The 26,695-nt window shown below is 61.9% G+C and carries 29 protein-coding genes and 1 tRNA gene; 6 read left to right on the top strand and 24 right to left on the bottom strand.

The window, feature by feature from the left end; genetic code table 11:
* Window positions 1–18 precede the first annotated feature (18 nt).
* From plsY to EJ066_RS22900, 3 genes are read left to right on the top strand one after another with little or no spacing between them, the layout of a single operon-like run.
* Entirely contained in the window at window positions 19–606 is a 588-nt protein-coding gene (gene plsY / locus EJ066_RS22910; protein WP_126041944.1) for a glycerol-3-phosphate 1-O-acyltransferase PlsY, read from the top strand.
* The gene (gene dprA, locus EJ066_RS22905) at window positions 603–1,757 is read left to right on the top strand and encodes a DNA-processing protein DprA (protein WP_126041942.1); all 1,155 of its coding nucleotides are present in this window, start codon (window positions 603–605) and stop codon (window positions 1,755–1,757) included. Before plsY ends, dprA begins: the two co-directional genes overlap by 4 nt.
* Before the next feature lie 53 nt (window positions 1,758–1,810).
* Complete coding sequence (locus EJ066_RS22900) at window positions 1,811–3,001, top strand: IS481 family transposase (protein WP_126041940.1); 1,191 nt, start codon at window positions 1,811–1,813, stop codon at window positions 2,999–3,001.
* A gap of 44 nt (window positions 3,002–3,045) precedes the next feature.
* Here EJ066_RS22900 and EJ066_RS22895 read toward each other — a convergent pair.
* Window positions 3,046–3,121: transfer RNA gene (locus tag EJ066_RS22895), tRNA-Lys, on the bottom strand.
* 307 nt (window positions 3,122–3,428) lie between these two features.
* Between EJ066_RS22895 and EJ066_RS22890 the strand changes: the two genes are divergently transcribed.
* Window positions 3,429–3,914, top strand: a complete 486-nt coding sequence (locus tag EJ066_RS22890; protein WP_126041938.1) for a BA14K family protein — start codon at window positions 3,429–3,431, stop codon at window positions 3,912–3,914.
* Window positions 3,915–4,038: 124 nt separating this feature from the next.
* On the opposite strand, the gene EJ066_RS32175 is transcribed toward EJ066_RS22890, so the two are convergent.
* The 16 genes from EJ066_RS32175 to EJ066_RS22810 form a co-directional block, all read right to left on the bottom strand.
* Window positions 4,039–4,335: a DUF6882 domain-containing protein gene (locus tag EJ066_RS32175; RefSeq protein ID WP_348629329.1), complete on the bottom strand. Its 297-nt coding sequence runs from the start codon at window positions 4,333–4,335 to the stop codon at window positions 4,039–4,041.
* Window positions 4,336–4,549: 214 nt separating this feature from the next.
* Window positions 4,550–6,043: a glycerol kinase GlpK gene (gene glpK, locus EJ066_RS22880; RefSeq protein ID WP_126041936.1), complete on the bottom strand. Its 1,494-nt coding sequence runs from the start codon at window positions 6,041–6,043 to the stop codon at window positions 4,550–4,552.
* 101 nt (window positions 6,044–6,144) lie between these two features.
* The gene (locus EJ066_RS22875; protein ID WP_126041934.1) at window positions 6,145–7,869 is read right to left on the bottom strand and encodes an ABC transporter substrate-binding protein; all 1,725 of its coding nucleotides are present in this window, start codon (window positions 7,867–7,869) and stop codon (window positions 6,145–6,147) included.
* Window positions 7,870–7,945: 76 nt separating this feature from the next.
* Window positions 7,946–8,227, bottom strand: coding sequence for a DUF2160 domain-containing protein (locus tag EJ066_RS22870; RefSeq protein ID WP_126041932.1), 282 nt, complete (start codon window positions 8,225–8,227; stop codon window positions 7,946–7,948).
* A 67-nt stretch (window positions 8,228–8,294) separates the two neighbouring features.
* Entirely contained in the window at window positions 8,295–9,173 is an 879-nt protein-coding gene (locus tag EJ066_RS22865; protein WP_245455227.1) for a carbohydrate ABC transporter permease, read from the bottom strand.
* Between the two features lie 43 nt (window positions 9,174–9,216).
* The gene (locus EJ066_RS22860) at window positions 9,217–10,083 is read right to left on the bottom strand and encodes a sugar ABC transporter permease (RefSeq protein WP_126041930.1); all 867 of its coding nucleotides are present in this window, start codon (window positions 10,081–10,083) and stop codon (window positions 9,217–9,219) included.
* Between the two features lie 2 nt (window positions 10,084–10,085).
* Complete coding sequence (locus tag EJ066_RS22855) at window positions 10,086–11,156, bottom strand: ABC transporter ATP-binding protein (RefSeq protein ID WP_126041928.1); 1,071 nt, start codon at window positions 11,154–11,156, stop codon at window positions 10,086–10,088.
* Window positions 11,157–11,169: 13 nt separating this feature from the next.
* Window positions 11,170–12,252 carry an ABC transporter ATP-binding protein gene (locus tag EJ066_RS22850; RefSeq protein WP_126041925.1) on the bottom strand — a complete coding sequence of 361 codons (1,083 nt, stop codon included), beginning with the start codon at window positions 12,250–12,252 and terminating at the stop codon, window positions 11,170–11,172.
* Window positions 12,253–12,291: 39 nt separating this feature from the next.
* Window positions 12,292–13,821, bottom strand: a complete 1,530-nt coding sequence (gene glpD, locus EJ066_RS22845) for a glycerol-3-phosphate dehydrogenase (RefSeq protein ID WP_126041923.1) — start codon at window positions 13,819–13,821, stop codon at window positions 12,292–12,294.
* 126 nt (window positions 13,822–13,947) lie between these two features.
* Window positions 13,948–14,715, bottom strand: coding sequence for a DeoR/GlpR family DNA-binding transcription regulator (locus EJ066_RS22840; RefSeq protein WP_126044013.1), 768 nt, complete (start codon window positions 14,713–14,715; stop codon window positions 13,948–13,950).
* Between the two features lie 127 nt (window positions 14,716–14,842).
* The gene (locus EJ066_RS22835; RefSeq protein WP_126041921.1) at window positions 14,843–16,255 is read right to left on the bottom strand and encodes a pyridoxal-dependent decarboxylase; all 1,413 of its coding nucleotides are present in this window, start codon (window positions 16,253–16,255) and stop codon (window positions 14,843–14,845) included.
* Window positions 16,256–16,310: 55 nt separating this feature from the next.
* The gene (locus tag EJ066_RS22830) at window positions 16,311–17,042 is read right to left on the bottom strand and encodes a peptidase (protein ID WP_126041919.1); all 732 of its coding nucleotides are present in this window, start codon (window positions 17,040–17,042) and stop codon (window positions 16,311–16,313) included.
* A 31-nt stretch (window positions 17,043–17,073) separates the two neighbouring features.
* Window positions 17,074–17,868: a transglutaminase family protein gene (locus tag EJ066_RS22825; protein ID WP_126041917.1), complete on the bottom strand. Its 795-nt coding sequence runs from the start codon at window positions 17,866–17,868 to the stop codon at window positions 17,074–17,076.
* A 61-nt stretch (window positions 17,869–17,929) separates the two neighbouring features.
* Window positions 17,930–18,871, bottom strand: coding sequence for an alpha-E domain-containing protein (locus EJ066_RS22820; RefSeq protein ID WP_126041915.1), 942 nt, complete (start codon window positions 18,869–18,871; stop codon window positions 17,930–17,932).
* A 135-nt stretch (window positions 18,872–19,006) separates the two neighbouring features.
* The gene (locus EJ066_RS22815; RefSeq protein WP_245455226.1) at window positions 19,007–20,401 is read right to left on the bottom strand and encodes a circularly permuted type 2 ATP-grasp protein; all 1,395 of its coding nucleotides are present in this window, start codon (window positions 20,399–20,401) and stop codon (window positions 19,007–19,009) included.
* 308 nt (window positions 20,402–20,709) lie between these two features.
* On the bottom strand, window positions 20,710–20,946 hold the full coding sequence (locus EJ066_RS22810; RefSeq protein ID WP_023674883.1) for an Lrp/AsnC ligand binding domain-containing protein: 237 nt from the start codon (window positions 20,944–20,946) through the stop codon (window positions 20,710–20,712).
* Window positions 20,947–21,176: 230 nt separating this feature from the next.
* Here EJ066_RS22810 and EJ066_RS22805 point away from each other — a divergent pair, with 230 nt between their 5' ends.
* Window positions 21,177–21,593, top strand: coding sequence for a DUF4864 domain-containing protein (locus EJ066_RS22805; protein WP_126041913.1), 417 nt, complete (start codon window positions 21,177–21,179; stop codon window positions 21,591–21,593).
* A gap of 8 nt (window positions 21,594–21,601) precedes the next feature.
* On the opposite strand, the gene tgt is transcribed toward EJ066_RS22805, so the two are convergent.
* The 7 genes from tgt to coaD all read right to left on the bottom strand — a co-directional run bounded on the left by tgt (window position 21,602) and on the right by coaD (window position 26,301).
* Complete coding sequence (gene tgt, locus EJ066_RS22800; RefSeq protein WP_126041911.1) at window positions 21,602–22,732, bottom strand: tRNA guanosine(34) transglycosylase Tgt; 1,131 nt, start codon at window positions 22,730–22,732, stop codon at window positions 21,602–21,604.
* Window positions 22,725–22,994 (bottom strand): hypothetical protein, encoded by a 270-nt coding sequence (locus tag EJ066_RS22795; RefSeq protein ID WP_126041909.1) that lies wholly within the window; start codon window positions 22,992–22,994, stop codon window positions 22,725–22,727. The genes tgt and EJ066_RS22795 overlap by 8 nt, the downstream gene beginning before the upstream one ends.
* On the bottom strand, window positions 22,984–24,069 hold the full coding sequence (gene queA / locus EJ066_RS22790) for a tRNA preQ1(34) S-adenosylmethionine ribosyltransferase-isomerase QueA (RefSeq protein ID WP_126041907.1): 1,086 nt from the start codon (window positions 24,067–24,069) through the stop codon (window positions 22,984–22,986). Before queA ends, EJ066_RS22795 begins: the two co-directional genes overlap by 11 nt.
* A gap of 5 nt (window positions 24,070–24,074) precedes the next feature.
* On the bottom strand, window positions 24,075–24,524 hold the full coding sequence (locus EJ066_RS22785; protein ID WP_126041905.1) for a DMT family transporter: 450 nt from the start codon (window positions 24,522–24,524) through the stop codon (window positions 24,075–24,077).
* An 11-nt stretch (window positions 24,525–24,535) separates the two neighbouring features.
* Window positions 24,536–25,048: a peptidylprolyl isomerase gene (locus EJ066_RS22780; RefSeq protein ID WP_126041903.1), complete on the bottom strand. Its 513-nt coding sequence runs from the start codon at window positions 25,046–25,048 to the stop codon at window positions 24,536–24,538.
* Window positions 25,049–25,076: 28 nt separating this feature from the next.
* The gene (locus tag EJ066_RS22775; RefSeq protein WP_126041901.1) at window positions 25,077–25,667 is read right to left on the bottom strand and encodes a peptidylprolyl isomerase; all 591 of its coding nucleotides are present in this window, start codon (window positions 25,665–25,667) and stop codon (window positions 25,077–25,079) included.
* A gap of 133 nt (window positions 25,668–25,800) precedes the next feature.
* Complete coding sequence (coaD, locus tag EJ066_RS22770) at window positions 25,801–26,301, bottom strand: pantetheine-phosphate adenylyltransferase (RefSeq protein WP_126041899.1); 501 nt, start codon at window positions 26,299–26,301, stop codon at window positions 25,801–25,803.
* 194 nt (window positions 26,302–26,495) lie between these two features.
* On the opposite strand from coaD, the gene EJ066_RS22765 reads away from it, so the two are divergent.
* Entirely contained in the window at window positions 26,496–26,648 is a 153-nt protein-coding gene (locus tag EJ066_RS22765; protein WP_126041897.1) for a hypothetical protein, read from the top strand.
* The last annotated feature ends 47 nt before the right edge of the window (window positions 26,649–26,695 follow it).

Below are 26,695 nucleotides of genomic sequence, written 5' to 3'. Positions count from 1 at the left end.
GGCATATCCGGGGGAACAATGGCTTACGGCATCATCTTGGCGCTGGTGTTCGGCTATCTGCTCGGCTCGATCCCGTTCGGGCTTTTGATCACCCGCGCCGCCGGCCTTGGCGACGTCCGCAATATCGGCTCCGGCAACATCGGCGCCACCAACGTGCTGCGTACCGGCAACAAGGGCCTGGCCGCCGCCACGCTGCTGCTCGACGCGCTGAAAGGCACGGCAGCCGTACTGATCGCCGGTCGCTTTGCACCGGAGCTCGGACCTTGGGCCGGCCTCGGCGCCTTCCTCGGCCATCTCTTTCCGGTCTGGCTCGGCTTCAAGGGCGGCAAAGGGGTTGCTACCTATATCGGCGTGCTGATTGCCTTGGCCTGGCAGGTGGCGCTGGTCTTCGCCGTCGTCTGGCTGGCCGTTGCCTTCCTGTTCCGCTACTCCTCGCTGGCGGCGCTGACGGCGGCAGTCGTCGTGCCGATCGCGCTCTATGTCCTCAGCACGCCCCAGATTGCCGGGCTGTTCGCGCTGATGAGCCTGATCGTCATAATAAAACACCGGGCCAATATCGCGCGGCTGCTGGCCGGCACCGAGGGCAAGATCGGGGCCAAGGGGTGAGCCAGCGCGCCGCCGGGCCGCGCCTCAGTGACCGGCAGCGGTTGAGCTGGCTTCGTTTGATCCGCACGCCGAATGTCGGCCCCGCCACCTTTCGCGACCTGATCAACCGTTTCGGCTCGGCCGAGACGGCGCTCGAGATGCTGCCCGAGCTGATGATTTCGGGCGGCGCCAGAAAGATCGCCCGCATCCCGTCGATCGCCGAGGCCGAGGCGGAACTGGAGACAGCCCGGCGAGCCGGCGCCCGCTTCGTCGGCATCGGCGAAGCCGACTATCCGTCGCTGATGAAGAGCATGGACCATCCGCCGCCGTTGCTTGCGGTCAAGGGCGAAGGCGCAGTGTTCCGGCTGCCGGCAGTCGCCATCGTCGGCGCCCGCAACGCCTCGCTGGCCGGCATCAAGATGGCGCGAACGCTCGCCGCCGAACTCGGCCGCGACGGCTACGGCATCGTCTCCGGCCTGGCGCGTGGCATCGACACGGCAGCGCATCAGGGCAGCCTTGCCACCGGCACGATCGGTGTGCTGGCCGGCGGCCTCGACCTGCCCTACCCGCCCGAGAATGCCGGCCTGTGCGACGAGATTGCCGAGCACGGCGGCGCCGTCATTTCGGAAATGCCGTTCGGCTGGCAGCCGCGCGCCCAGGATTTTCCGCGCCGCAACCGCCTTGTCGCCGGTGCGGCACTGGGGCTGGTCGTGGTCGAAGCCGCGCAACGCTCCGGCTCGCTGATCAGCGCCAGGCTTGCCGGCGAGATGGGCCGGCTGGTCTTTGCCGTCCCCGGTTCGCCGCTCGATCCGCGCGCCGCCGGCACCAACGCCTTGCTCAAGGACGGCGCCACCCTGGTCACCGAGGCATCGGACATTTCCAGCGCCATCGCGCCACTGGTCGGCGCCCCGGCACCAAGGACGCCGCCGCTCGGGGAACCGCCCGACTTTTCGGCGACGCCGCCGCCCGGCGAGGACGACCGCGCCCGCGTCGTCGAGGCCCTCGGCCCGACGCCGGTGGCGATCGACGAGATCATCCGCCACACCGGCCTGCATCCGGCTCAGGTTTTCATGGTGCTTTTGGAACTCGACCTCGCCGGCCGGCTGGAACGGCATGCGGGCGGGAATGTCTCGCTGGTTTTTGGAAACTTGACCGACCCGAGACATAGGTGACGTTTTGTACCGGACACATGGGTAACACTTTTGGCTTTTGGCCGGAGGTGTTGATGCCGTGGAGAGAGTGTTCGGTGATGGAGGAACGTCTTCGTTTCGTGGCTCGCCTTCTCGATGGGGAAGGCATGAGCGATGTGTGCCGGGAGTTCGGGATTTCGCGTAAGACCGGCTACAAGATCTTCAACCGCTACAGGCGAGAAGGGGTAGAGGCGCTGTGCGATCGTTCGCGCCGGCCTGTGCGCTACGCCAACCAGCTGCCCGAGCCGATCGAGCGTCTGATCGTCGATTGCAAGCGCGACAAGCCGCACTGGGGCGCGCGCAAGATCAGGGAACTGCTGGTCAGGCGGCTGGCCGGCGACGTGCGTATTCCAGCCAAAAGCACCGTCCATGCGGTGCTCGACCGCCACGGCCTTGTGAGCCAGCCCCACAAGAGGAACCGGGCGAACAAGGCCATGGGCACGACGCTCTCGCAGGCGGTGCGGCCCAACGATCTGTGGTGCGCCGACTTCAAGGGCGAGTTCAGACTCGGCAACCGCCAATACTGTTACCCGCTGACGGTCACCGACCAGGCCTCGCGCTACCTGCTTGCCTGCGAAGCTCTTGAATCAACGAAGGAAGCCCCGGTCATCGAGGCTTTCGTCCGGCTCTTCAAGGAACGCGGCCTGCCCGTCGCCATCAGAAGCGACAATGGCGTGCCCTTCGCCAGTCCCAACGGCCTCTACAACCTGTCCAGGCTCTCCGTCTGGTGGCTCAGGCTGGGAATCGCCATCGAGCGCATCAAGCCCGGCCGCCCGCAACAGAACGGCCGCCACGAGCGCATGCACCTGACGCTGAAGAAGGAGGCCACACGCCCGCCGGGCATGAACGCCCTGCAGCAGCAGGCCGCCTTCGATGACTTCATGAGCGAATTCAATGCCGAAAGGCCGCACGAGGCGCTCGCCATGAAGACCCCGGCCGAACTCTATACGCCGTCCTCAAGACCCTACGGCGGGCTGCCGGACCTGACCTACCCCTTCCATGACAAGGACATCATCGTCACCACATGCGGACGTATCTGCATGATGAGGAAGAAGATCAACATCTCCCATGTGCTCGCCGGCAAGAGGCTCGGCATCAAGGAAGTCGACGACGGCATTTGGCTCGTCTCCTTCATGCACTATGATTTGGGATATATCGACTTGGAACAGAGGACCTTGCAAACAATCGACAACCCGTTCGGCACGAGGTTGTCACCCATGTCTTAGGTACAAGCTGTTACCTATGTCTCCGGGCCGGACAACTCATGAAATGGTGAGCGCGCAGGGATTCGAACCCTGGACCTACTGATTAAAAGTCAGTTGCTCTACCGGCTGAGCTACGCGCTCCCGCGGGCTCAGAATGCTGCCCTCGAAATTGCGCGGAACATAGGGAGAGTGCCTCGACCGGTCAACCGGAAAAAGACGGCGCGCAAGCCGGGCTTTTCCACGCTCTCGCAGCGCCTCGCACGCCGCTTAGGCAAAAGGCGGAACGGCCTTTGACAGACAAGCCCAACGCCGGCTTTTCGTCGAGGCCGGGCGGGAGATCATTTAAGAGAAACATTATAAATCAGCGGGTTGCCATTTTTCGCGGAACAATTGCACCGCCTGCCCGTTTTTGTCGCTACAAGGGACAACCCTTTTCAAGGAGAAGACCATGAACAGGATCATGTCGGGCTTGCTGGCGACCGCGCTGTCAGCGTCATTCGCTGTTGCGGAGATCGTGCCCGTCAACGCCCAGCCCACCTACGTGCCGCTAGGCCAGAACGTCTCGTCGGATGTCCAGACCGTCGACCACAGGCGGTGGAGGCGTAGTTTCAACCGCGATCGCGATTTTTCCCGTCGCGATTTCTACCGTCGCGATTTCTCGCGTAACGACGGCATGTATTGGCGCGGCCATCGTGGCTATCGCCACTACCGTCGCGGCTATCGCCGTCATGGCGATTACTGGTTCCCGCTGGCTGCCTTCGCCACTGGCGCGCTGATCACCGGCGCGATCATCAACAACCAGAACCGCCGCGTCTATCGAGGCGGTTCCCACGAGGAGTGGTGCTACAACCGCTATAGATCCTACCGGGCCTATGACAATACGTATCAGCCTTACAACGGCCCGCGTCGGCAGTGCTATTCGCCGTATGGATAAGGCCCGGGCAGAGTTGAGTAAGGGTTGTTGAAAAGCCCGCGCCGGCAACGGCGCGGGCTTTTTCTTCTGGGCGACGAAAGTCAGTATCGCCGCCATGGTGCGCGTGGGAAGGCGGGCATCGGGTTCAGTTTGTCCAACTGATGTTTTTGAAGATCAGATACAGGCCTCCGCCTTCGCTACGCGGAGAGCGATAGGCGCCAAGCGCGTTGCAAATTCGAACCATTGCCCCGGCCAGTTCCCAACCGAGCGCTTCCAGGTCATTGCCCGTGTCCGTCACATAAGGTTGAGCCAGTTCGTCAATGCCGTTCTCCTCTCCGAAGGATCGAACCAGCTTTGCGTCGCTGAGGAGCTCTCCAGGCAAGTTCGAATTTGCCCAGGCCCACAGCCAATTGCCGGCCTTGGCGCTCGTACTGCCCGCAATCTGGATCTCGGTGACGACCTTGACGACCCCTCCTCTGAGAACAGAAGCTTTCCAGCCTTCAGGTCGTAGTCATAGCGGGGCCAACTGCCGAGGCGGAAATCATTCTGCAAGCGTGCATTCTTGGCGTTCAGCTGTTCGAAAGCCTCTTCGCGCCAAGCAGCATACCAGTCTGGATTCATTCCCCTTCCCCCAGCATGGTCTTCTCGCTGCCCGCTTATTGCACGCTCAGTGTCCTGCGCACAGCATCGCGCCAACCCGCCAGCTTGGCGGAACGTACCGAGGCGTTCATATCCGGCTTGAACCGCCGCTCCAGCGCCCAGCTCTTGGCGAAGTCCCTTGCCTTCGGCCAGACGCCCGCCTTCGAGCCCGCCAGCCATGCAGCGCCGAGCGCGGTCGTCTCGAGGATCGTCGGGCGGTCGACCGGCGCATCGAGGATGTCGGCCAGCCGCTGCATGGTCCAGTCCGACGCCACCATGCCGCCATCGACCCGAAGCACGGTCTTTGCTGACGCGCCCTTCCAATCCTTGCGCATGGCGTCGAGCAGGTCGCGCGTCTGGAAAGCCACGGATTCAAGTGCTGCGCGCGCAAATTCCGCCGAGCCCGAATTGCGGGTCAGCCCGAAGATGGCGCCTCGCGCCTCGGCGTCCCAGTGCGGCGCGCCAAGCCCGACGAAAGCCGGCACCAGATAGACGTCTTGAGTCGGGTCGGCGCTCGCCGCCAGCACGCCGCTCTGCTCCGCCTTGCCGATCACCTTGATGCCGTCGCGCAGCCACTGCACGGCAGCGCCCGCGATGAAGATCGACCCTTCCAGCGCATAGGTGGTCTTGCCGTTCAGCCTGTAGGCGATGGTTGTCAACAGCCGGTTCTTCGAACGCACCAGATCACTGCCGGTGTTGAGCAGCGCAAAGCAGCCGGTGCCATAGGTGGACTTCATCATGCCCGGCTCGAAACAGGCCTGGCCGATGGTCGCCGCGTGCTGGTCGCCGGCCACGCCAAGGATTCTTATCTCCGAGCCAAACAGGTTTTTCTCCGTGATTCCATAGTCGTCGGCACAATCCTTCACCTGCGGCAGCATTCTTGCCGGTATGTTCAGGATCGCCAGCAGCTCGTCGTCCCAGGCATTCTTTTCGATGTTGTAGACCAGCGTGCGCGAGGCGTTGGTGGCGTCGGTGGCATGAACCTTGCCGCCGGTCAGCCGCCAGATCAAAAAGCTGTCGATGGTGCCGGCCAGCAATTCGCCCTTCTCCGCGCGCTTTCTGGCGCCCTTCACCTTGTCCAGCATCCAGGCAATCTTGGTGCCGGAGAAATACGGATCGAGCAGCAGCCCGGTCTTTCTGGTGAACTTCTTCTCCAGCCCCTGCTTCTTCAATTTCTGGCACAGCGGCACGGTGCGCCGGTCCTGCCAGACAATCGCGTTGTGGATCGGCTTGCCGGTCGCTTTGTCCCAGATGACGACGGTCTCGCGCTGGTTGGTGATGCCGATCGCCGCGACATCCGATGCGTGACGGCCCGCCGCCTTCAGCGCGGCCTTCACCGTCGCCACGACGCTCGACCAGATTTCTTCCGGATCATGCTCGACCCAGCCGGAGGCCGGATAATGCTGGGTGAATTCCTTCTGCCCGCTGCCCACGACCTTCATCTCACGGTCGAACAGGAGCGCCCGGCTCGATGTCGTCCCCTGGTCGATTGCTAGGATAAAGCTGCTCATTCCCACTCCCTTGGCCTACTCCCTCGGCGCAAACAGGGGAGACGGCAAGATGCCGCCTCCCCCGATTGATGTGATGCGGGCGCGGACGCCCGGACCGATGCTTAATTGCTCCAGCTCTTGACCAGCTCGTCGTAGTTGATGGTCTGTGCCTTGTCCTTCTCCGGCTCGATCTTCAACTGCGGCGCGAGGTTGCCCTTGGCGACGGCGTCGGCGTTCCACTCTTCGAGGGTCTTTTCCTCGGCCATCTTGGGGCCGATGTCGCCCTGCACGCCGGCCCTCTCGAGGCGCTCAAGCACCTTTTCCTGCTCGGCGCAGAGCGAGTCCATCGCTTCCTGAGGGGTTTTGGCACCCGACGAGGCATCGCCGATCGCCTGCCACCAGAGTTGTGCCAGCTTCGGATAATCAGGAACGTTGGTGCCCGTCGGCGACCACTGCACGCGGGCCGGCGAGCGATAGAACTCGATCAGGCCGCCGAGCTTCGGCGCGCGGTCCGTGAAGCTCTTGTGCTGGATCGTGCTCTCGCGGATCAACGTCAGGCCGACGTGGCTTTTCTTCACGTCGACTGTCTTCGAGGTGACGAACTGCGCGTAGAGCCAGGCTGCCTTGGCGCGGTCGTCAGGCGTCGACTTGAGGAGCGTCCACGAACCCACGTCCTGGTAGCCGAGTTTCATGCCGTCCTTCCAGTAGACGCCATGCGGCGACGGAGCGAAGCGCCATTTCGGCGTACCGTCCTCGTTCACGACGGGAAGGCCGTCCTTCACCATGTCGGCGGTGAAGGCCGTGTACATGAACATCTGCTGGGCAATTTCGCCCTGCGCCGGAACCGGCCCGGACTCCGAGAAGGTCATGCCCTGGGCCGCTGCCGGAGCATAAGCCTTCATCCAGTCGAGATATTTCTGGATGGAGTAGACCGCCGCCGGACCATTGGTGTCGCCGCCCCGAGCCACGCACGAGCCGACGGGCCGCGACTTCTCGTCGACCTTGATGCCCCATTCGTCGACCGGAAGACCGTTTGGCAGCCCCTTGTCGCCATTGCCGGCCATCGAAAGCCAGGCATCGGTGAAGCGCCAGCCGAGCGACGGGTCCTTCTTGCCGTAGTCCATATGGCCGTAGACCTTCTTGCCGTCGATCTCGCGGCCGGTGAAGAATTCGGCGATATCCTCATAGGCTGACCAGTTGACCGGCACGCCGAGGTCGTAGCCGTACTTCGCCTTGAAGTCCGCCTTGTTCTTCTCGTCGTTGAACCAGTCGTAGCGGAACCAGTAGAGGTTCGCGAACTGCTGGTCGGGCAGTTGGTAGAGATCGCCGTCCGGAGCCGTCGTGAACTTGGTGCCGATGAAGTCGGCGAGGTCGAGGTTCGGGTTGGTGACGTCCTTGCCCTCGTTCGCCATCCAGTCGGTCAGGCTGCGCGCCTGCTGGTAGCGCCAATGGGTGCCGATCAGATCGGAGTCGTTGACATAGGCGTCGTAGATGTTTTCGCCCGACTGCATCTGCGTCTGCAGCTTTTCGACGACATCGCCTTCGCCGATCAGGTCATGGGTGATCTTGATGCCCGTTATGTCGGCGAACGCCTTGGCCAGCGTCTTCGACTCATACTCGTGCGTCGTTATGGTTTCCGAGACGACCTTGATGTCCATGCCCGCAAACGGCTTTGCGGCATCGATAAACCATTGCATCTCGGCTTCCTGGGCAGCCCGATCGAGCGTCGACATGTCGCCGATCTCGCTGTCCAGAAAAGCTTTAGCTTCGTCCATTCCGGCATAGGCGTTGCCTGCCCCGAGCAACAGGACAAGCGCTGTCGTTGATGTCAAAAATTGCTGTCTCATGTGTTTCCTCCACGGTTCAGTTTTAAGTTCGATCGGAGCAATCGCCGGCACGCGGCCGCTCCAACGGTTCCCCCCTCTATACGTAGCGGAACACGCCGATGGCGTAGACCACGGAGAGAGCGAGTGCCCACCACAGGTTGGGTCCGACAAGACCCAGCCAAGCGAGATGGATAAAGGCGCTGCCAAGCAGCGATAGGAAGAGACGGTCGCCGCGCGTCGTCTCGAAGCGCAGCACGCCAACCCGGGGATTGCCGCCTGGCGAGACGTACTCCCAGACCGCCATGCCGCAGAGCAGCATCAGGATCGTGATGAAAAAGAGTGCCGTCGGCAGCGTCCATGCCATCCAGGTGAGGTTCATGGTCACACCCTCCCCAGGGCAAAGCCCTTGGCGATAGTGTTGTGCATGAACTCTTGCGTTCGTTCCATCACACCCTCCCCAGGGCGAAGCCCTTGGCGATATAGTTGCGTACGAACCAGATCACGAGCGCGCCCGGAAGGATGGTGAGCACGCCGGCCGCGGCCAGCACGCCCCAGTCGAGGCCCGAGGCCGAGACCGTGCGCGTCATGATCGCGGCGATCGGCTTGGCGGCGGTCGTGGTCAACGTCCGCGCGATCAGCAGCTCCACCCACGAGAACATGAAGCAGAAGAAGCAGGCCACGCCAACGCCGCTTGCGATCAGCGGCATGAATATCCTCAGGAAGAAGCGCGGGAAGGAATAGCCGTCGATATAGGCGGTCTCGTCGATTTCCTTCGGCACGCCCGACATGAAGCCTTCGAGTATCCAGACCGCCAGCGGGACGTTGAACAGGCAATGCGCCAGCGCCACGGCGATGTGCGTGTCGATCAGCCCGAATGCCGAATAGAGCTGGAAGAACGGCAGCGCGAACACCGCCGGCGGCGCCATGCGGTTGGTCAAGAGCCAGAAGAACAGGTGCTTGTCGCCGAGAAAGCGGTAGCGCGAGAAGGCATAGGCTGCCGGAAGCGCAACGGTGACGGAAATCACCGTGTTCATAACCACATAGATGATCGAGTTGATGTAACCTTTGTACCAGGACGGGTCGGTGAAGATCACCATGTAGTTGGCGATCGTCGGGTTTCTCGGCCACAGCGAGAAGGCGCCCAGGATCTCCTGATTGGTCTTGAAGCTCATATTGACCAGCCAGTAGATCGGCAGCATCAGGAAGATGATGTAGATCGTCGGCACCAGCCACCAGAACCGCGACTCCTCGCCCCGCCGCCGCATTTTGCGGGCCAGCGTGGCGTTCGCGGTCTGCGCTTCCGCGCTAGCGGGAGTTTGCCGCATCAGCGTTCGTCCGTCGGCCGTGGTTTCCTCGAGACGGGCCATCTCACTTCTCCGCGTCGTAGGCTGTCATGACGGTGTAGAACACCCAGGACAGGAGCATGATGATCAGGAAATAGACGATCGACATGGCCGCCGCCTCACCAAGGTTGAACTCCCCTATGGCCAGCTTCACCAGATCGATCGACAGGAAAGTGGTGGTGTTGCCGGGCCCGCCGCCAGTGACGACGAACGGCTCGGTGTAGATCATGAAACTGTCCATGAAGCGCAGCAGAACCGCGATCAGCAGCACGCGGTTCATCTTCGGCAACTGGATGTAGCGGAAGATCGCCCAGCGCGACGCCCCATCGATCTTGGCCGCCTGGTAATAGGCGTCGGGGATCGAGACCAATCCTGCGTAGCAGAGCAGGACGACGAGGCTCGTCCAGTGCCAGACGTCCATGATGATGACGGTGACCCAGGCGTCGAACGGGTCGTTGACATAGTTGTAGTTGAAGCCGAGTGACCGCAGCGAATATCCGAGCAGGCCGATGTCGACGCGGCCGAACACCTGCCAGATCGTACCAACGACGTTCCACGGGATGAGCAGCGGCAGCGCCATCAGCACCAGGCAGACCGGAACGCCCCAGCCCCTCTTCGGCATGTTGAGCGCAATGAAGATGCCGAGCGGAACCTCGATGATGAGGATGATGGCCGAGAACACCAGGTTGCGTCCCATTGCTTCCCAAAAACGGTCGGAATGCAGGATCTCCTCGAACCATTCCGAGCCCGCCCAGAAGAAGACGTTGTTGCCGAACGTGTCCTGCACCGAGTAGTTCACGACCGTCATCAGCGGGATCACCGCCGAGAACGCTACCAGCAGGAGCACCGGCAGCACCATGAACCAGGCCTTGTTGTTCCAGGTTCTGTCCATGCTCAGCCTCCCATCTCGACGCGCCAGGAATCGGCGTAGAGGTTGATGCCGGCCGGGTCGAAAGCGATCTTCGGATCGGCGGGAATGTCTTCGTCCTCGCCAACGATCACCGCGATGTCGCGGCCTTCGAAACTGGCGCGCACCACCTTGTGACGGCCGATATCCTCGACCTTTCGGATGGAAACCGGCATGCCGCTAGCGCCAAGCCTGACATATTCGGGGCGGATGCCGAGTTCGATCGCGCCTGCGGTTCCAGCCTTGGGCACGCCCGGCAATTCGATCGTCTGGCTGCCGAGCCGCGCGCTCCTGCCTTCGACCGCGACCGGCATGACGTTCATGCCTGGCGAGCCGATGAAATAGCCGACGAACGTATGCTTGGGTCGCTCGAACAGTTCGGCGGGGGAGCCGATCTGCACGATCTCGCCCTCATACATGACGACGACGTTTTCGGCGAAGGTGAGCGCCTCGGTCTGGTCGTGCGTGACATAGACCATGGTGAAACCGAAACGCCTGTGCAACTGCTTCAGCTGCGAGCGCAGCACCCACTTCATATGCGGGTCGATGACGGTCAGCGGCTCGTCGAACAGGATCGCGTTGACATCGGAGCGCACCAGCCCGCGTCCGAGCGAGATCTTCTGCTTCTGGTCGGCGGTCAGTCCCCTCGCCTTTTTCTTGGCCATATCGGCCAACCCGGTCATTTCCAGCGTTTCGCGCACCTTGCGGTCGACGTCGGGTTCCGCAACGCCGCGGTTGCGCAGCGGGAAGGCCAGATTGTCGTAGACGGTCATGGTGTCGTAGATGACCGGGAACTGGAATACCTGCGCGATGTTGCGTTCCTGCGTCGACAAATTGGTCACGTCCTTGCCGTCGAACAGAAGCTCGCCATGCGACGGGTACAACAGGCCGGAAATGATGTTGAGCAGCGTGGTCTTGCCGCAGCCCGACGGCCCCAACAGCGCATAGGCGCCGCCGTCCTCGAAGGCGTGATGCACCTCCTTCAGCGCATAGTCCTTATCCGACTTCGGATGTGGACCGTAGGCGTGGCGGATGTGGTTGCAATCGATGCGCGCCATGTGCCCTCCTCCCTTAAGCCGCCAGCGTCTGTGGCGGCGCGGCCGAACGGCCGTTCGCGTCGAACACCATGATGTGCCGCGGATCGATGAACACCTCGATGGTCTGGTCCGGCTCGAACGCCAGGATGCCGTGCTCCAGCATCACCCAGCGGACATCGGCGAAGTCGAGATGCACAAAGCTCTCAGAACCAGTGATTTCGGTGACCGACACCTTGGCTCTCACCGGAACCGCCGACGGGCTCGGCCGGGCAAAAGAGAGATGGTGGGGCTGGAAGCCGATCGTGTAACTCGTATCGGCAATACCGGCGAGCTCAGCCGGCACCGGGAGGCTCACCCCACCATCAAGAAGGAAGCTTGAACCGCTCTTCTTCAGCACAATCGTGTTGAGCGGCGGATCTGCGAATGTCTTGGCCGTGACGAGGTCGTTCGGCCTGCGAAAGACGTCGATCGTCGGCCCGAACTGAGTGATGCAGCCTTCGGAAAGCGTCGCCGTATTGCCGCCAAGCAGCAAGGCTTCGTGCGGCTCCGTCGTGGCGTAGACGAAGATGGTACCGGTCGCCGCGAATATCCTGGGCAGTTCCGCCCGCAGTTCCTCGCGCAGCTTGTAGTCGAGGTTGGCGAGCGGCTCGTCGAGCAGCACGAGGCCGGCGTTCTTGACGATGGCGCGCGCCAGCGCCGTCCGCTGCTGCTGGCCGCCGGAAAGGCTGAGCGGCGTGCGGTCGAGATAGGGCGTCAGCTTGAGAAGTGCGGCGGCATTGCGCACCTCCTTATCGATCTTTGCCCGCTCGGTGCCGGCCACCCTGAGCGGCGAGGCGATGTTCTCGTAAACGGTCATCGCCGGGTAGTTGATGAACTGCTGATAGACCATGGCGACGTTGCGCTTCTGCACCGGCACGCCGGTGACATCCTTGCCATCGAACCAGACCGAGCCGGATGTCGGCACGTCGAGGCCGGCCATCAGCCGCATCAGGCTGGTCTTCCCGGCAAGCGTCGGCCCGAGAAGGACGTTGAGCGAGCCGTGCTGAAGCGTCAGCGACACGTCGCGTATATGCTCCGCCGCGCCGACCGTCTTCGTCACGTTTCTCAATTCCAGCATGATGCCTCCTCCCAGGCTCTCTGCATCAGTCGGACCCCACTATTCGGCAGCCGCGACATGGCGCCGGCTTATCCCGCGCATGAATTCGTCGAGTGCTGCCGCCTGCTCACGGCCGAGATGCAGGCCTCGCTTGGTCCGGCGCCACAATACATCTTCGGCCGTCGTGGCCCATTCATTCTGAACGAGGTAGCGCACCTCAACCTCATAGAGATCGGCGCCAAAGTTGCGGCCAAGGTCGGCATTCGATCTGGCAAGGCCCAGCAGCATCCTTGCGCGCGTCCCGTAAAGCCGGGTCAGTCGGCGCGCCAGACGCGCATCGAGGAACGGATAGGCCGTTTTCAGTTTTGCCACTTCCGCGTCGAAGCCGTTCGCCGGGAAATCGCCGCCCGGAAGCGGCGCGTTCGCTGTCCATGGCTTGCCGCGCTTGCCGAGAAAACCTTCGATCTTTTCAAGCATCGATTCAGCCAGCCGGCGGTAGGTGGTGATCTTGCCGCCAAAGGCGTTGACGATTGGTGCCGTGCCCTCCCCGCCGTCGGTCTTCAGCACATAATCGCGGGTCGCTTCCTGCGCCTTCGAAGCGCCGTCATCGTAGAGCGGGCGCACGGCCGAATAAGTCCAGACGATGTCCGAACGCTTGACCGGCTGCGCGAAATATTCGCTCGCTGCCGCGCATAGGTAGTCGATCTCGGCGTCACTGATCTTCACGTCCTGGGGATCGCCCGGATAGTCCTGGTCGGTGGTGCCGATCAGCGTGAACTCTTCCTCGTAGGGGATGGCAAAGATGATGCGGCCATCCTTGTTCTGGAAGAAATAAGCGCGCGGGTCGTCGAACTTCTTGCCGATGACGATATGGCTGCCCTGTACTAGCCGGACATTGTGCACGTCGTTCAAGCCGACCGTGCTGGACAGAACCTGATCGACCCACGGACCGGCGGCGTTGACCAAAAGCCTGGCCTTGACCTCCTCGGTGTCGCCGGTCTGCACGTCCTCCAGCCTGACCTTCCAAAGCTCGCCCTCACGGCGTGCGCCGATGACCTTCGTGCGGGTTCGGATCGTTGCGCCGCGATCGGCGGCGTCGCGAGCGTTCAACGCCACCAGCCGAGCATCGTTGACCCAGCCATCGGAATATTCGAAGGCCTTTCGAAACAACGGCTTCAACGGTTTGCCGGCCGGGTCCCTTGCCATGTCCAGCGTCTTGGTCGCCGGCAGCAATTTGCGCCCGCCAATGTGGTCATACAGGAAAAGGCCGAGCCTGATCAGCCAGGCCGGGCGCAAGCCCTTGGCGTAAGGCAGCACAAAGCGCATCGGCCAGATGATGTGCGGCGCGTTCTTCCAGAGGACCTCGCGCTCCATCAGCGCCTCGCGCACCAGGCGAAACTCGTAGAACTCGAGATAGCGCAAGCCGCCATGGATCAATTTGGTCGAGCCGGAGGAGGTTCCGCTGGCCAGATCGTTCATTTCCGCAAGGAAAACCGAGAAGCCGCGCCCAACCGCATCGCGGGCGATGCCGCAACCGTTGATTCCGCCACCGATGACGAAGATGTCATGGATCGGGGATGATGCACCCACAAACTTCTCCCGCGATTTCGCATTGCAGCATTTTCTGGTTTTTTCGAAACCGTAGCGGGATTATTTCGAAATCAGAACGAATGTCAAACGAAATATAAACGGCGAATGTTGCCGCAACGGCACCCTCTAGGAGAGCGACGTCTCAATCAGTTGAACCTCTGCCTCCTGGCAGATCTTGCGCACCGACGGGATGCCGCAGCGGTCTGTGATGAAGGTGTTGACTTGCGACAGATGGCCGATGCGAACCGGCGCCGTCCTCTCGAACTTGGTCTGGTCGGAAACGAGAATGACATGCCGGGCATTGGCAATGATCGCCTGCGCTACCTTCACTTCGCGAAAATCGAAATCGAGCAACGCGCCATCATGATCGATCGCCGAGGCGCCGATCACGGCGTAATCGACCTTGAACTGCCTGATGAAGTCGACCGCCGCCTCGCCGACCACGCCCCCGTCGGAGCCGCGCACGACACCGCCTGCGATAACGACTTCAATGGAAGGATATATGCGCATCCTATTGGCAACATTGATATTATTGGTGATGACCATCAATCCTGCATGATCAAGAAGCGCCTTGCTGACCGACTCCGTCGTGGTGCCGATATTGATGAACAGCGAGGCATTGTCGGGGATCAGCCTGGCTGCTGCGCGGCCGATCGCCTCCTTCTCCTCGGCGGCGATCTTGCGCCGGGCCTCATACTCCATGTTCTCGATACCGGACGGAAACAGCGCCCCGCCATGGATGCGGGAGAGCAGCCGCTGGTCGCACAGATCGTTGAGATCCTTGCGGATGGTCTGCGGCGTCACGTTGAAATGCGTTGCCAGATCGTCGACCAGCACGCGGCCATGATCCTTGGCGATCTGGATGATTTCGGAATGACGCGGCGACAGGTACATCATGGAAACTCCCGTTTTCGTTTTTCTTGTCTATATCGGAAAACGAAAGTGATGAAAAGGCGTAAGCCGGCTAATGAAAATCACCTGATCGCAAAGGCAAACCTCAACGCACCCTTGCCGGCCCAATTCAAGCCAGGCCGCGGGCGATCTCGGTGACGACCCCGAAAGCGGTGTCGACATCCGCCTCCGTCGTCTCGAACTGGCCGACCTGAAAGCGGATCGCGACTTGCCCGTCCACCCGTGTCTGTGTCAGATAGATGCGGCCATCGTCGTTGATCGCATTGACCAGCCGCTGATTGTGCTCGCCCGAATCGATGCCGGCCGCAGCCAGATGCCGGAACGAAAACAGCGACAGCATCGGTTCCGTGACGATCTCGAAATCCGGCTCCCTGGCCAACCGCGCGGCAAGGCCCTCGCTCCAGGCGACATGGTTGCGGATCATGGCTCGCAGATTTTCCAGCCCGTAGGCGCGCAGCAGAAACCACAATTTCAGCGCGCGAAAGCGCCGCCCGAGCGGCACCGACCATTCGGAATAGTTGATGATGCCGTCGCGCCCATGCGTCTTCAGGTAATCCGGCTTGATAGCGAGTGTCCGCACCAGGTCTTCCGGCCGGCGGATGAACTGCATCGAGCAGTCGAACTGCGCGCCCAGCCATTTGTGCGGGTTGAAGACGATGGAATCCGCTTGCTCTACGCCTCCCCAGAAATGCCGGTACTCCGGGCATATCATCGCCGACCCGGCCCAGGCGGCATCGACATGCAGATAGAGCCCGTACCGTTTCGCCACAGCGGCGACGCCCGCGATATCATCCGTGCCGCCGATGCTGGTACCGCCAACACAAGCGATGATGCCGGCCGGCAGCATGCCGGCTTCCCGGTCGGCGGCGATCGCGGCTTCGAGGGCTGTGACATCCATGGCGTGGAAGCGGCCGACAGCGGGAATGCGCACGAGATTGTCCTCGCCGATACCCGACACCCAGATCGCCCGGTCGATGGAGGTATGGACCTGGTCGGAAGAATAGACGCGCAATACCGGCTGGCCTTGCAGGCCTTTCCTGTTGCCCTGCCAGTTGAGCGCGCGCTCGCGCATGGTCAGCACGGCCGCAAGCGTCGCCGACGAGGCCGAATCCTGCATGACGCCGGAAAACCCCTCCGGCAGGCCAAGCGCCTGCCGCATCCAGTCGACGACGCGCGTCTCGAGTTCGGTCGCTGCCGGCGAGGTCTGCCAAAGCATGCATTGCGCGGCCATCGCCGAGACGAGGTATTCGGCCACCACCGAGACCGGTGCGGCGTTGGCCGGGAAATAGGCGAAGAAGCGCGGGTGCTGCCAATGCGTCATGCCCGGCAGGATCTTTTGCTCGAAATCGGCGAAGATCGCCTGCATCGTTTCGCCATCTTCCGGCGGCGAGGCCTCGATGCTTTTGAAGATTTCGCCGGGCTCGACGAGCGGCCGCACCGGCCTTTCGCGAATTGTGCCCCTGTAGTCGGCACCCCATTCGGCCGCGTACAACGACCATTCCCGGAATTCGTTACTATTCATCTTCTTCTCCGTAGCATCGAGCCCAGCGATCAAAGAGCACGAAAAACGGAGGCTTTCATTCGGGAAAATCCGGCAGGCTCGCAAAAGCAGCCTTCAACGCGCTCGACCAGCCGTCCGAGATTGTGCGGTAGTATTGATCGTCCTGGGCTATCCGCTTCTTCAGGCTGACCTTGAAGGCGTCCTTTTCGTAGAACAGCAGGTCGAGCGGCAGGCCGACCGACAGGTTCGACTTCAGCGTCGAATCGAACGACACCAGCAACAGCTTCACCGTCTCGGCGAAACTCATCGTCTTTTCATAGGCACGGATGATGATCGGCTTGCCGTATTTGGTCTCGCCGATCTGGAAGAATGGCGTGTCGTCGGTCGACTCAATGAAATTGCCTTCCGGATAGATCATGAACAGCCGCGGCGCGCTGCCCTTGATCTGGCCGCCGAGGATGAAGGAGGCATTGAAATAGGAATCCGCCTTGTCGCCGGTCGGCGACGAACTGGCGATGACTTCCTTGACGGTGTCGCCGACCATCCGCACCGTCTGGTACATGGAGGGCGTCTCGAGCAGTGTCGCGTGGCGATCGCCAATTGCCTTGGTGCGCTCGTCGAGCAGGCTGACGACGGCCTGCGTCGTCGCCAGATTACCGGCCGACATCAGCACGATAACGCGCTCGCCCGGTTCCTCCCAGACATGCATCTTCTTGAAGGTCGAGATCGAATCCATGCCGGCATTGGTGCGCGTGTCCGACATGAACACGAGCCCGCGATCGATCTTCAGGCCGACGCAATAGGTCATCGAATCTCTTTGCCAGCAATCCTGCTGGGGATTACTGCTCCACCGTGACGGTGACCGCAAGCTGTTCTTCCGCTTGTCCCAGTCGAATCCCTGATACGGGCGTGGCGTCGCGGTAGTCGCGACCGGTCGCCACCCTTACATAGCGCTCGTCGGGCGAAATGCCGTTGGCGACGTCGAATGCGACCCAGCCGAGGCCCGCGACATGCGCTTCGGCCCAGGCATGGCTTGCCGCCTGCTCGACCGACGCGTCCATCATCAGGTAACCGCTGACGTAGCGGGCCGGAAACCCCATGGCACGCGCGGCGGCGACAAAGATGTGGCTGTGGTCCTGGCAAACGCCGGTCTTGAGCGCCAGCGCATCCTCGGCCGGCGTCGCCGCGTTGGTGGTGCCCGGCGTATAGGCGACGCGCTCGCCGATCACGGCCATCAGCCGGTGCAGTCTTTCGATATCGGTCCCCTTGCTAACCGAGGCCGCGAGTTCGCGAATGCCGCTGCCGATCGTGGTCAACGGCGTTTCATGGCCAAACAGCCAGAGCGGCGCGAATCCCTGATGTGGCCCGGAGATGCCAGCGGTATCGCGTGTCACCACCTCGCCTGATGCCTGGACGGTGATGAAATCGCGCTCGCCTTCGACGCTCAACAGCCGCGTGTCATTGCCGAAATGATCGGTGAAGCGCACCTCCTCGCGCGCACCTTCGATCGTCAGCGCCCAGGACAAAACGGTCTGCGTCGATCCGCTGACCGGAAGCAGCCGCAGCCGCTGCAACAGATAGTGCACCGGCGCATCGTAGCGGTATTCGGTCCGGTGGGTGATCTTCAGCCGCATCGCTCTCGTCCTCTGGGCATGATCTTTTCCGGAAACCGGCTTCCACTTTCCGGGATCATGCTCAATAAAACCTGTAGTCCTGCGCGATCTCGTCGCCGAGCCTGGTGTTGTCGCGAATGAAATTGGCCAGGAATTCATGCAGGCCGGCGTCGAATATGTCCTTGATCGACCCGGCCGTCAGCATGGCCTGGGTCCTGCCGGCCGTTACATGACAGGCATGGCGCTCACCGTAATCGTCGCCCAGGAATCTGAGATGCTCCGTCAGGAAACGATAGCAGAAGGTCAGCGAGCGCGGCATTCGGACATTGAGGATCAGATAATCGGCGATGTTGCTCGGCTTGTAGTCGGCCTCGTAGACCCAGCGATAGGAGCGGTGCGCCGACACCGAACGCAGGATCGATTCCCACTGATAATTGTCGAGCGTCGAACCGACCCACGAGATCGACGGCAACAGCACGTAGTATTTCACATCCAGGATGCGTGCGGTGTTGTCTGCGCGTTCGACATAGGTGCCGAGCTGCGAGAAATCGAAGATCTCGTTGCGCAGCATCGTGCCGTAGAACGAGCCGCGGATCAGCGCCGTTTCGCGCTTGATCGCGTCGAGCACGCTGGGCAGGTCGCGTTCGTCGATCGGCCTGGCCAGCATCCGCTTCAGCGCCATCCAGGCTTCGTTGATGCTTTCCCAGGTTTCGCGCGTCAGCGCGGTGCGCACCATGCGGGCGTTGTTGCGAGCCGTCTCGATCGACGCCATCGTGCTTGACGGGTTCGATGTATCGCGCAGCAGGAAATCGGCGACGTTGGCGGCGGTATAGTCCTGATATTTCTGCGTGAAGGCGGCGTCCGAACCGGCGCTGAGCAGCACCGAATTCCATTCCTCCGAGGCGTTCTGGGTGCGGGTCAGCGCCATGCGCAGCCCGGCATCGACCAGCCGCGCCATGTTTTCCGCCCGCTCGATGTAGCGGTTCATCCAGTAGAGCCCGTTGGCGGTGCGGCCGAGAAGCATGTGGGGCCCCTTCGGGCTAGTGAATAGTGAATGGTAAATAGTGAATGGCGAAAATGAGCCAGCCTGGCGTTGGCCGGCACGTCATACTTACGTCTTCAACCAAAATCATCGAGCCATCCCTCACTATTCACTATTCTAATCATCCAGCACCCACGTATCCTTCGTTCCGCCGCCCTGCGAGGAATTGACCACCAGCGAGCCTTCCTTCAGCGCCACGCGCGTCAGCCCGCCGGGCACGATCTGGATGCGGTCGGAAACCAGCACATAGGGCCTGAGATCGACATGGCGCGGCGCCAGCCCCTTGTCCGTGAGGATCGGACAGGTCGACAGCGCCAGTGTCGGCTGGGCGATGTAGTTCGACGGCTTTGCCGCGAGTCTCTTGGAGAAATCCTGGCATTCCTTCTTGGTCGCCGCCGGCCCGACCAGCATGCCGTAGCCGCCGGAGCCGTGCACCTCCTTCACCACCAGCTCGTGGATATGTTCGAGCACGTATTTCAGGCTGTCAGGCTCCGAGCAGCGCCAGGTCGGGATGTTGCCGAGGATCGCCTTGCGGCCGGTGTAGAATTCGACGATCTCGGGCATGTAGGAATAGATCGCCTTGTCGTCGGCGATGCCGGTTCCCGGCGCATTGGCGATGGTGATGTTGCCGGCGCGGTAGACGTCCATGATGCCCGGCACGCCCAGTGCCGAGTCCGGACGGAAAGTCAGCGGATCGAGGAAAGAATCGTCCACCCTTCGATAAAGCACGTCGATCTGCTTGTAGCCTTCGGTCGTGCGCATCGCGACATGACCATCGACGACGCGCAGATCCTGCCCCTCGACAAGCTGCACGCCCATCTGGTCGGCAAGGAAGGCGTGTTCGAAATAGGCGGAGTTGAAGCTTCCCGGCGTCAGCACGGCAATGGTCGGCGCACCCTTGGTGCTTTGCGGCCGCACCGCGGCCAGCGACTGGCGCAGGAGCTGCGGATAGTTTTCCACCGGCCGCACCTTGATCTGCTGGAACAGCTCGGGAAAGAGCTGCATCATTGTCTCGCGGTTCTCCAGCATGTAGGAGACGCCGGACGGCGTGCGCGCATTGTCCTCCAGCACATAGAATTCGTTCTCGCTGATGCGCACGATGTCGACGCCGATGATATGGGTATAGACGCCGGCCGGCGGCCGCATCCCGATCATCTCCGGCAGGAACGCCTCATTCCGGGCGATCAGCTCCTTGGGGACGCGCCCGGCGCGCAAGATCTCCTGGCGGTGATAGATGTCGTCGAGAAAGGCGTTCAATGCCTGGACGCGCTGTTCTATGCCTTGCGTCAGCCTGCGCCATTCATTGCCGGAAATGATGCGCGGAACGATATCGAAGGGAATAAGCCGTTCGGAGGCTTCCTGCTCGCCATAGACGGCAAAGGTGATGCCGGTCTTGCGAAAGACGCGTTCGGCATCCTGCATCTTTTCGCTAAGCCTGGCCGGATCCTGCTCCTTCAGCCAGCGATCGTAAGCCGAATACGGACTTCTCAATCCGGAGACTTCCGGAAGCATTTCGTCGAACGCTGCCAATCGTATACTCCCCTGTGAGGCCATTTCACTGGCGTCACCGGAGAAAATCAAGCGCAATCGGTGATTTGGAGGAAGCTGGCGACCAGTATGTCGCGATTGCCTAAAATTAGGGCAGCGTCAATATGGCTGTAATCAGGCTTTGCCTCATGTCCAGGCAAGTGCCGGAGGTTCTGCAGCGCCGCACGTTCTATCGGACGCCCAAAGACGCTGCAGCACTTTGATTTGGCGCATGATCCCCAGCGAAATCGATTCCGATTTTGCTACGCCGACTCTCGGTTGGGGGTCATGCGCTAGAAGGCGCGGAAGGTGACGACTGTGAACGTGTCCTTGATGCCCGGAAGGATCTGCACCTTCTCGTTGACGAAGTGGCCGATGTCTTCCTCGTCGTCGACGTAGAATTTGGCGAGCAGATCGTAGTTGCCGGCTGTCGAATAGATTTCCGAAGCGATCTCGGCATCGGCCAAGGCGCTGGCAACGTCATAGGCCTTGCCCAGATCGCACTTTATCTGCACGAAAAATGCCTTCATTGCCCGGTCCTGCTCAAGCTGCACGCATAAGCGGCCCTTGTGGCAGACTGCCGCCCGGCTTTCAAGCATCACGGCGGCGCTCAAACAGAACGCGCCTTGGAGGAAGCACAGTGCAGCCAGCAGCCAAACGGCGAAATGTTCGCGGGCGCTGAAACCGTGAAGCGCCGCCGAGCGTATGTTATGTTGAGCGTCTTTGACGGCGACTTCTCTAGGCGCAACGGAGACAGGCCATGCGCGCGGTTTTCGCGATTGCAATCGTTCCATTCATTCTGGCGTCCTCGGCATTTGCTGGCGATGCGCAAGTCAAGGCAGCCCAGGCAACCATCGACGGTCAGCTGAGGGCCTTCATCGCCGATGACGGTGCTGCCGCCTACAGCTTCGCGGCCCCGAACGTGAAGCGGATCTTTCCGACCGTCGACACCTTCATGAACATGGTGACGAATGGCTATCCGCCGGTGCGCAAGCCGCAAACCTACTCGTTCGGCAAGGTGCAGGAGATGAGCCCGACCTCGATCATCCAGCAAGTGCTGATCGTCGGGCCGGACGGCAAGGATTACGAGGCCGTCTACACGCTCGAGCAACAGCCGGACGGCAGCTTCCGCATCACCGGCTGCAGCCTGCGCGCGTCCACCTCGCTGAGCACCTGAGCGCTTGGTCACATTGCCGGGATATCGCCCCGCGTCCAGCCCTCGGAAATTTCCGCAGCCCGCGTCTCGAAGGCGCTGGCTTCGATGGCAGCGCGAATGTCCTGCATCAGCTTCTGGTAGTAGGAAAGATTGTTCCAGGTGAGCAGCATCGCCCCCAGCGCCTCTTGCGAGCGGACCAGATGGTGCAGATAAGCGCGTGAATAGTCTCTGGCCGCCGGGCAGTCGCTCTCCTCGTCCAGCGGGCGCGGATCGTCGGCATGGCGGGCATTGCGCAGATTGACCTTGCCGCGCCTTGTGTAGGCAAGGCCATGGCGGCCGGCGCGCGTCGGCATCACGCAGTCGAACATGTCGATGCCCCGCGCCACCGATTTCAGTATGTCGTCAGGCGTGCCGACGCCCATCAGGTAGCGCGGCCTGTCCGCCGGCAGTTCCGGGCAGGTGATGTCGAGCATTTCGAGCATCACCGCTTGCGGCTCGCCGACCGCCAGCCCGCCGATCGCATAGCCCTTGAGGTCCATCGCTTTCAGCGCCCGCGCCGAGCGCAGCCGCAAGGCCGGTATGTCGCCGCCCTGGACGATGCCGAACATCGCCTTCCCCTGCTGGTCGCCGAACGCGGTCTTGCAACGCTCGGCCCAGCGCAGCGACAGCTCCATGGCGCGCTCGATCTCATTGTCCATGGCCGGCAGCGCGGTGCATTCGTCGAGCTGCATCTGGATGTCGGAATCGAGCAGCCCCTGGATCTCGATCGAGCGCTCGGGCGACATCTCATAGGCGGCGCCGTCGATATGCGAGCGGAAGGTGACACCCTTCTCAGTGAGTTTCCTCAGCTTCGACAGCGACATCACCTGGAAACCGCCGCTGTCGGTCAGGATCGGATGCGGCCAGCGGGCGAATTCATGCAGGCCGCCGAGACGTGCCACGCGTTCGGCGCCGGGCCGCAGCATCAGATGATAGGTGTTGCCAAGGATGATGTCCGAGCCGACGCCACGCACCTGGTCCATATACAGGGTCTTGACCGTGCCGCCGGTGCCAACCGGCATGAAGGCCGGCGTGCGGATTTCTCCGCGCGGCATGGTGATGGCACCGCGCCGCGCCCTGCCGTTGGTCGCCAGTACCTTGAAGGTAAACGCCTTACTCATTGAATTCCTTGTCATACACCGGCGCGCCCGGAGCTTGCCGGTCCAGCGATTGGCGGTAGCGGATGCAGCCGCGCATGAATTTCGGCCAGGGCGGCACGGCGATCGCTGGCTCGGCCTTTTCCGGCAGCAGATCCCACAGATCTGGATGATGCCAGCAGAGTTTATGGCCGGTGGAGTCGCGATGCTCGCGAATGCCGGCGCGCAGCTTCTTGACCTCGGCGATCAAGGCATCGCGGTCGAAGGTTTCCAGATCATCGTCCATCGTTGTCCTCCTTGAACAGAAGACTTGCATCTCCGTAGGAATAGAATCTGTAACTGACCTCAATGGCATGCGCATAGGCCGCACGCATCGTTTGCAGGCCGCAAAACGCCGAAACCAGCATGAACAGCGTCGAGCGCGGCAGATGGAAATTGGTCATCAGCATGTCGGCGGTCCGAAAACGGTAGCCGGGCGTGATGAAGATGTCGGTCGGGCCTGACCATCCGGCCAATGTGCCGTCCTCCCGCGCTGCGCTTTCCAGCAGGCGCAGCGAGGTCGTGCCGACGGCGATGATGCGCCCGCCACGCGCCTTTGCCGTGTTGAGCGCGGCGGCGGTTTCCGGGCTGACCGAACCGATCTCGGCATGCATCTTGTGATCGGTGGTGTCGTCGACCTTCACCGGCAGGAACGTGCCGGCGCCGACATGCAAGGTGACGAAGCACCGCTCGACGCCCTTAGCATCGAGCGCTGAGAAAAGCTCCGGGGTGAAATGCAGGCCGGCCGTGGGTGCCGCCACTGCCCCCTCCTCTCTGGCATAGATGGTCTGGTAATCAATGCGGTCGCGTTCGTCGTCGTCGCGCTTCGAGGCGATGTAAGGCGGCAGCGGAATATGGCCGACGGCGTGCAGCGCCTCGTCGAGAAACGGACCTGACAGGTCGAAGCCGAGCAGCGCTTCACCACCGTCGCCTTTCTCGATCACCGTGGCATCGAGCCGGCCGAGAAAGCAGGAATTGGCGTCATGGCCGAAATGGATGCGGTCGCCGGCAGCGATGCGCTTGCCCGGCCGCATGAATGCCAGCCAGCGGTCCGGCGCCACCCGCATATGCAGCGTGGCTTCGACCTGCGCCGCCGCGTCGCCGCGCCGCCTGATGCCTTTCAATTGTGCCGGAATGACCTTGGTGTCGTTGAAGACCAGCACGTCACCGGCCTCGAGCAGGAACGGCAGATCGCGCACTGTCCGATCGTCGAGCCCCTCACCCGGCCTGACCACGAGCATTTTGGCGCTGTCGCGCGGCTCGGCCGGGCGAAGCGCGATGCGCTCCTCCGGCAGTTCAAAGTCGAAAAGGTCGACGCGCATCGAGGTCAGTAGAGCCGGACGAGCAATGCTCCGACAAGTAGCAGCACGGCGCCGGCGACGCGGCCAAGCGAAATCTCGCGCACTGCCACGCCGAGGAAGCCGATGCGGTCGATAAGCATGCCGGCCAGCAACTGACCGGCGACCAGGAATGCCATCAGCGCCGCCGCTCCGATGCGCGGCGTAAGGATCGTCGAAAGCGTGACGTAGAACCCACCAAGCATGCCGCCTGCGATGAACAGCCAGGGCGCCGGCGCCTTCCAGTCGAGCGAAACACTTTGCAGCTTCACCACCGCGACAGCGATGATGCCGAGCACGATCGCGCCCGATAGGAACGAAAACGCCGCGGCAGCGACCGGAAGCCCCAGGCCGCGCGCCAGCTGCGAATTGATCGGCGCCTGTATGGCGATGAAGGCGCCGGACAGGATGCCGAGCAGGGACCAGACAGCGCCCATCATTGTCGTTCGCCTTACTTGACGTCCGCCGCCACCTTCAGAGACACGATCTTGTCGGGATCCTGCACCGGCTCGCCGCGCTTGATCTTGTCGACATTGTCCATGCCTTCGATGACCTGGCCCCAGACCGTGTACTGACGGTTGAGGAAAGCGGCATCGTCGAAGCAGATGAAGAACTGCGAGTTGGCCGAGTTCGGGTTCTGCGAGCGCGCCATCGAACAGGTGCCGCGGCCGTGATTGGCGTTGGAGAACTCGGCCTTCAGGTCGGGCTTATCGGAGCCGCCCATGCCGGCCCGCGACGGAGCGAAAGAGGGCTTGCTGGAATTGCCGAATTTCACGTCCCCGGTCTGCGCCATGAAACCGTCGATGACGCGGTGGAACACCACGCCGTCATAGGCGCCTTCGCGCGCCAGTTCCTTGATGCGGCCGACATGGCCGGGTGCCAGATCGGGAAATAGTTCGATGACGACGTTGCCCTTGGTCGTCTCCATGATAAGTGCGTTCTCGCGATCCTTGATCTCGGCCATGTCAGAATATCCTTTGAAACAAATGGGTTTACTTGCCGTCGGCGGCGATGCGCACCTTCACCATGCGATCGGGACCGGTGACAACCCCGTTCTGCGCCGCGTCGCCTTTCTTTATCTGGTCCACCAACTCCATGCCGTTCTCGACATTGCCGACGATGGTGTACTGGCCATCGAGCGGCGGCGCCGGCGCGAACATGATGAAGAATTGCGAATTGGCGGAGTCCGGATCCTGCGAGCGGGCCATGCCGACCACGCCGCGCTCGTAGCGCTCGGACGTCGAGAATTCGGCCGGCAGGTCGGGAAGATCGGAACCGCCGGTGCCGACGGCATCGGCGTTGAAGCCGTCCTTCATGTTGCCGAACTTCACGTCGCCGGTCTGCGCCATGAAGCCGTCGATGACGCGATGGAAAGCGACGTTGTCGTAAGCGCCCTGCCGGACCAGCTTCTTGATCTGCTCGACATGCTTCGGCGCGAGATCGGGCCTCAGCGCGACGGTCACGTCGCCGTCCTTCAGCGTGATGATCATGGTGTTTTCCGGATCGGCGGCGAAGGCCGAAGCGGATGCAGCCACAAGACCGAAAAGAACGACAAGGCAGGTAGCGAGCCTTTTGAGCTGCATGGATCTTTCTCCGAAAACCTTTGTTTCATGCATGTCGTTGCCCCAAAACCGGGGTCCACTTCTAGGCGACAAGCATTTTCGTTCTGTGCATGCCGTTGTCTCAAAACCGATTCCCACTTCTGAGCGACATGCATTATTTCGCGAATTTGGCGATGAGTGCGCCAGCGACAGCCGCTGGCACAAAGGGGCGGATGTCGCCTCCCATCGAGGCTATCTGACGGACAAGTGTGGCGGTAATGGTTCGCACCGAAGGGCTGGCGGGCAGAAAAACCGTCTGCAGTTCCGGCGCCATGGTCTCGTTCATGCCGGCCATCTGCATTTCGTAGTCGAGATCGGTGCCGTCGCGCAGGCCGCGGATCATGATCGACGCGCCCTGCTTCCTGGCCGCGTCGATGACGAGCCCGTCGAAGGCGACAACCTTGATGCGGGCGCCGTCGCGGCCGAATTCGGCCTTCGTCGCCGCTTCGATCAGGCCGACCCGTTCCTCGAAGGAAAACAGCGGCTTCTTGCCGGGATGAATGCCGATCGCCGCATAGACGGTGTCCGCCACGGCCAGCGACGCCTTCAGCACGTCGAGATGGCCGTTGGTCGGCGGGTCGAAGGAGCCGGCGTAAAGGGCGATGCGTTCGGTCATGGCAGGTGCTTCTAGCGAGCCTCGCTCGCAAAGGCAAATCCGATCAGCAGGTTGCCCGTGAACCTTTTGGTCGAGATGAACGACAGATGAACGGGCCGATCACGAAGGCTTCACGCAGCGTTCACTAGATTGCAGCTTCAGAAGATGAAACCAAAACCCCATTTAGACGTTGTTAGGCGCAGGAGAACACGCACATGCTGATCTACATGCTCGCCACCGCAATGACCGTCGCCATGCTGATCGCCACCGTATTCGGGCTGCATCAGGAAGCAGTGCGCGTCCGCGCCAAGGCCAATATCAAGCGGTTCGAAGGCTTCGGTATCCGCAAGCCCTATCGCCACTTCTGAATTCACAGGCATCGCGCCGACCCATCGGGTCGGCGTTGCCGTATTTG

The sequence above is a fragment of the Mesorhizobium sp. M9A.F.Ca.ET.002.03.1.2 genome (assembly GCF_003952365.1).
Lineage (GTDB): Bacteria > Pseudomonadota > Alphaproteobacteria > Rhizobiales > Rhizobiaceae > Mesorhizobium.
The sequence above is the reverse complement of the archived record's forward strand: the minus strand, read 5'-3'. Positions and strand labels throughout refer to the sequence as shown.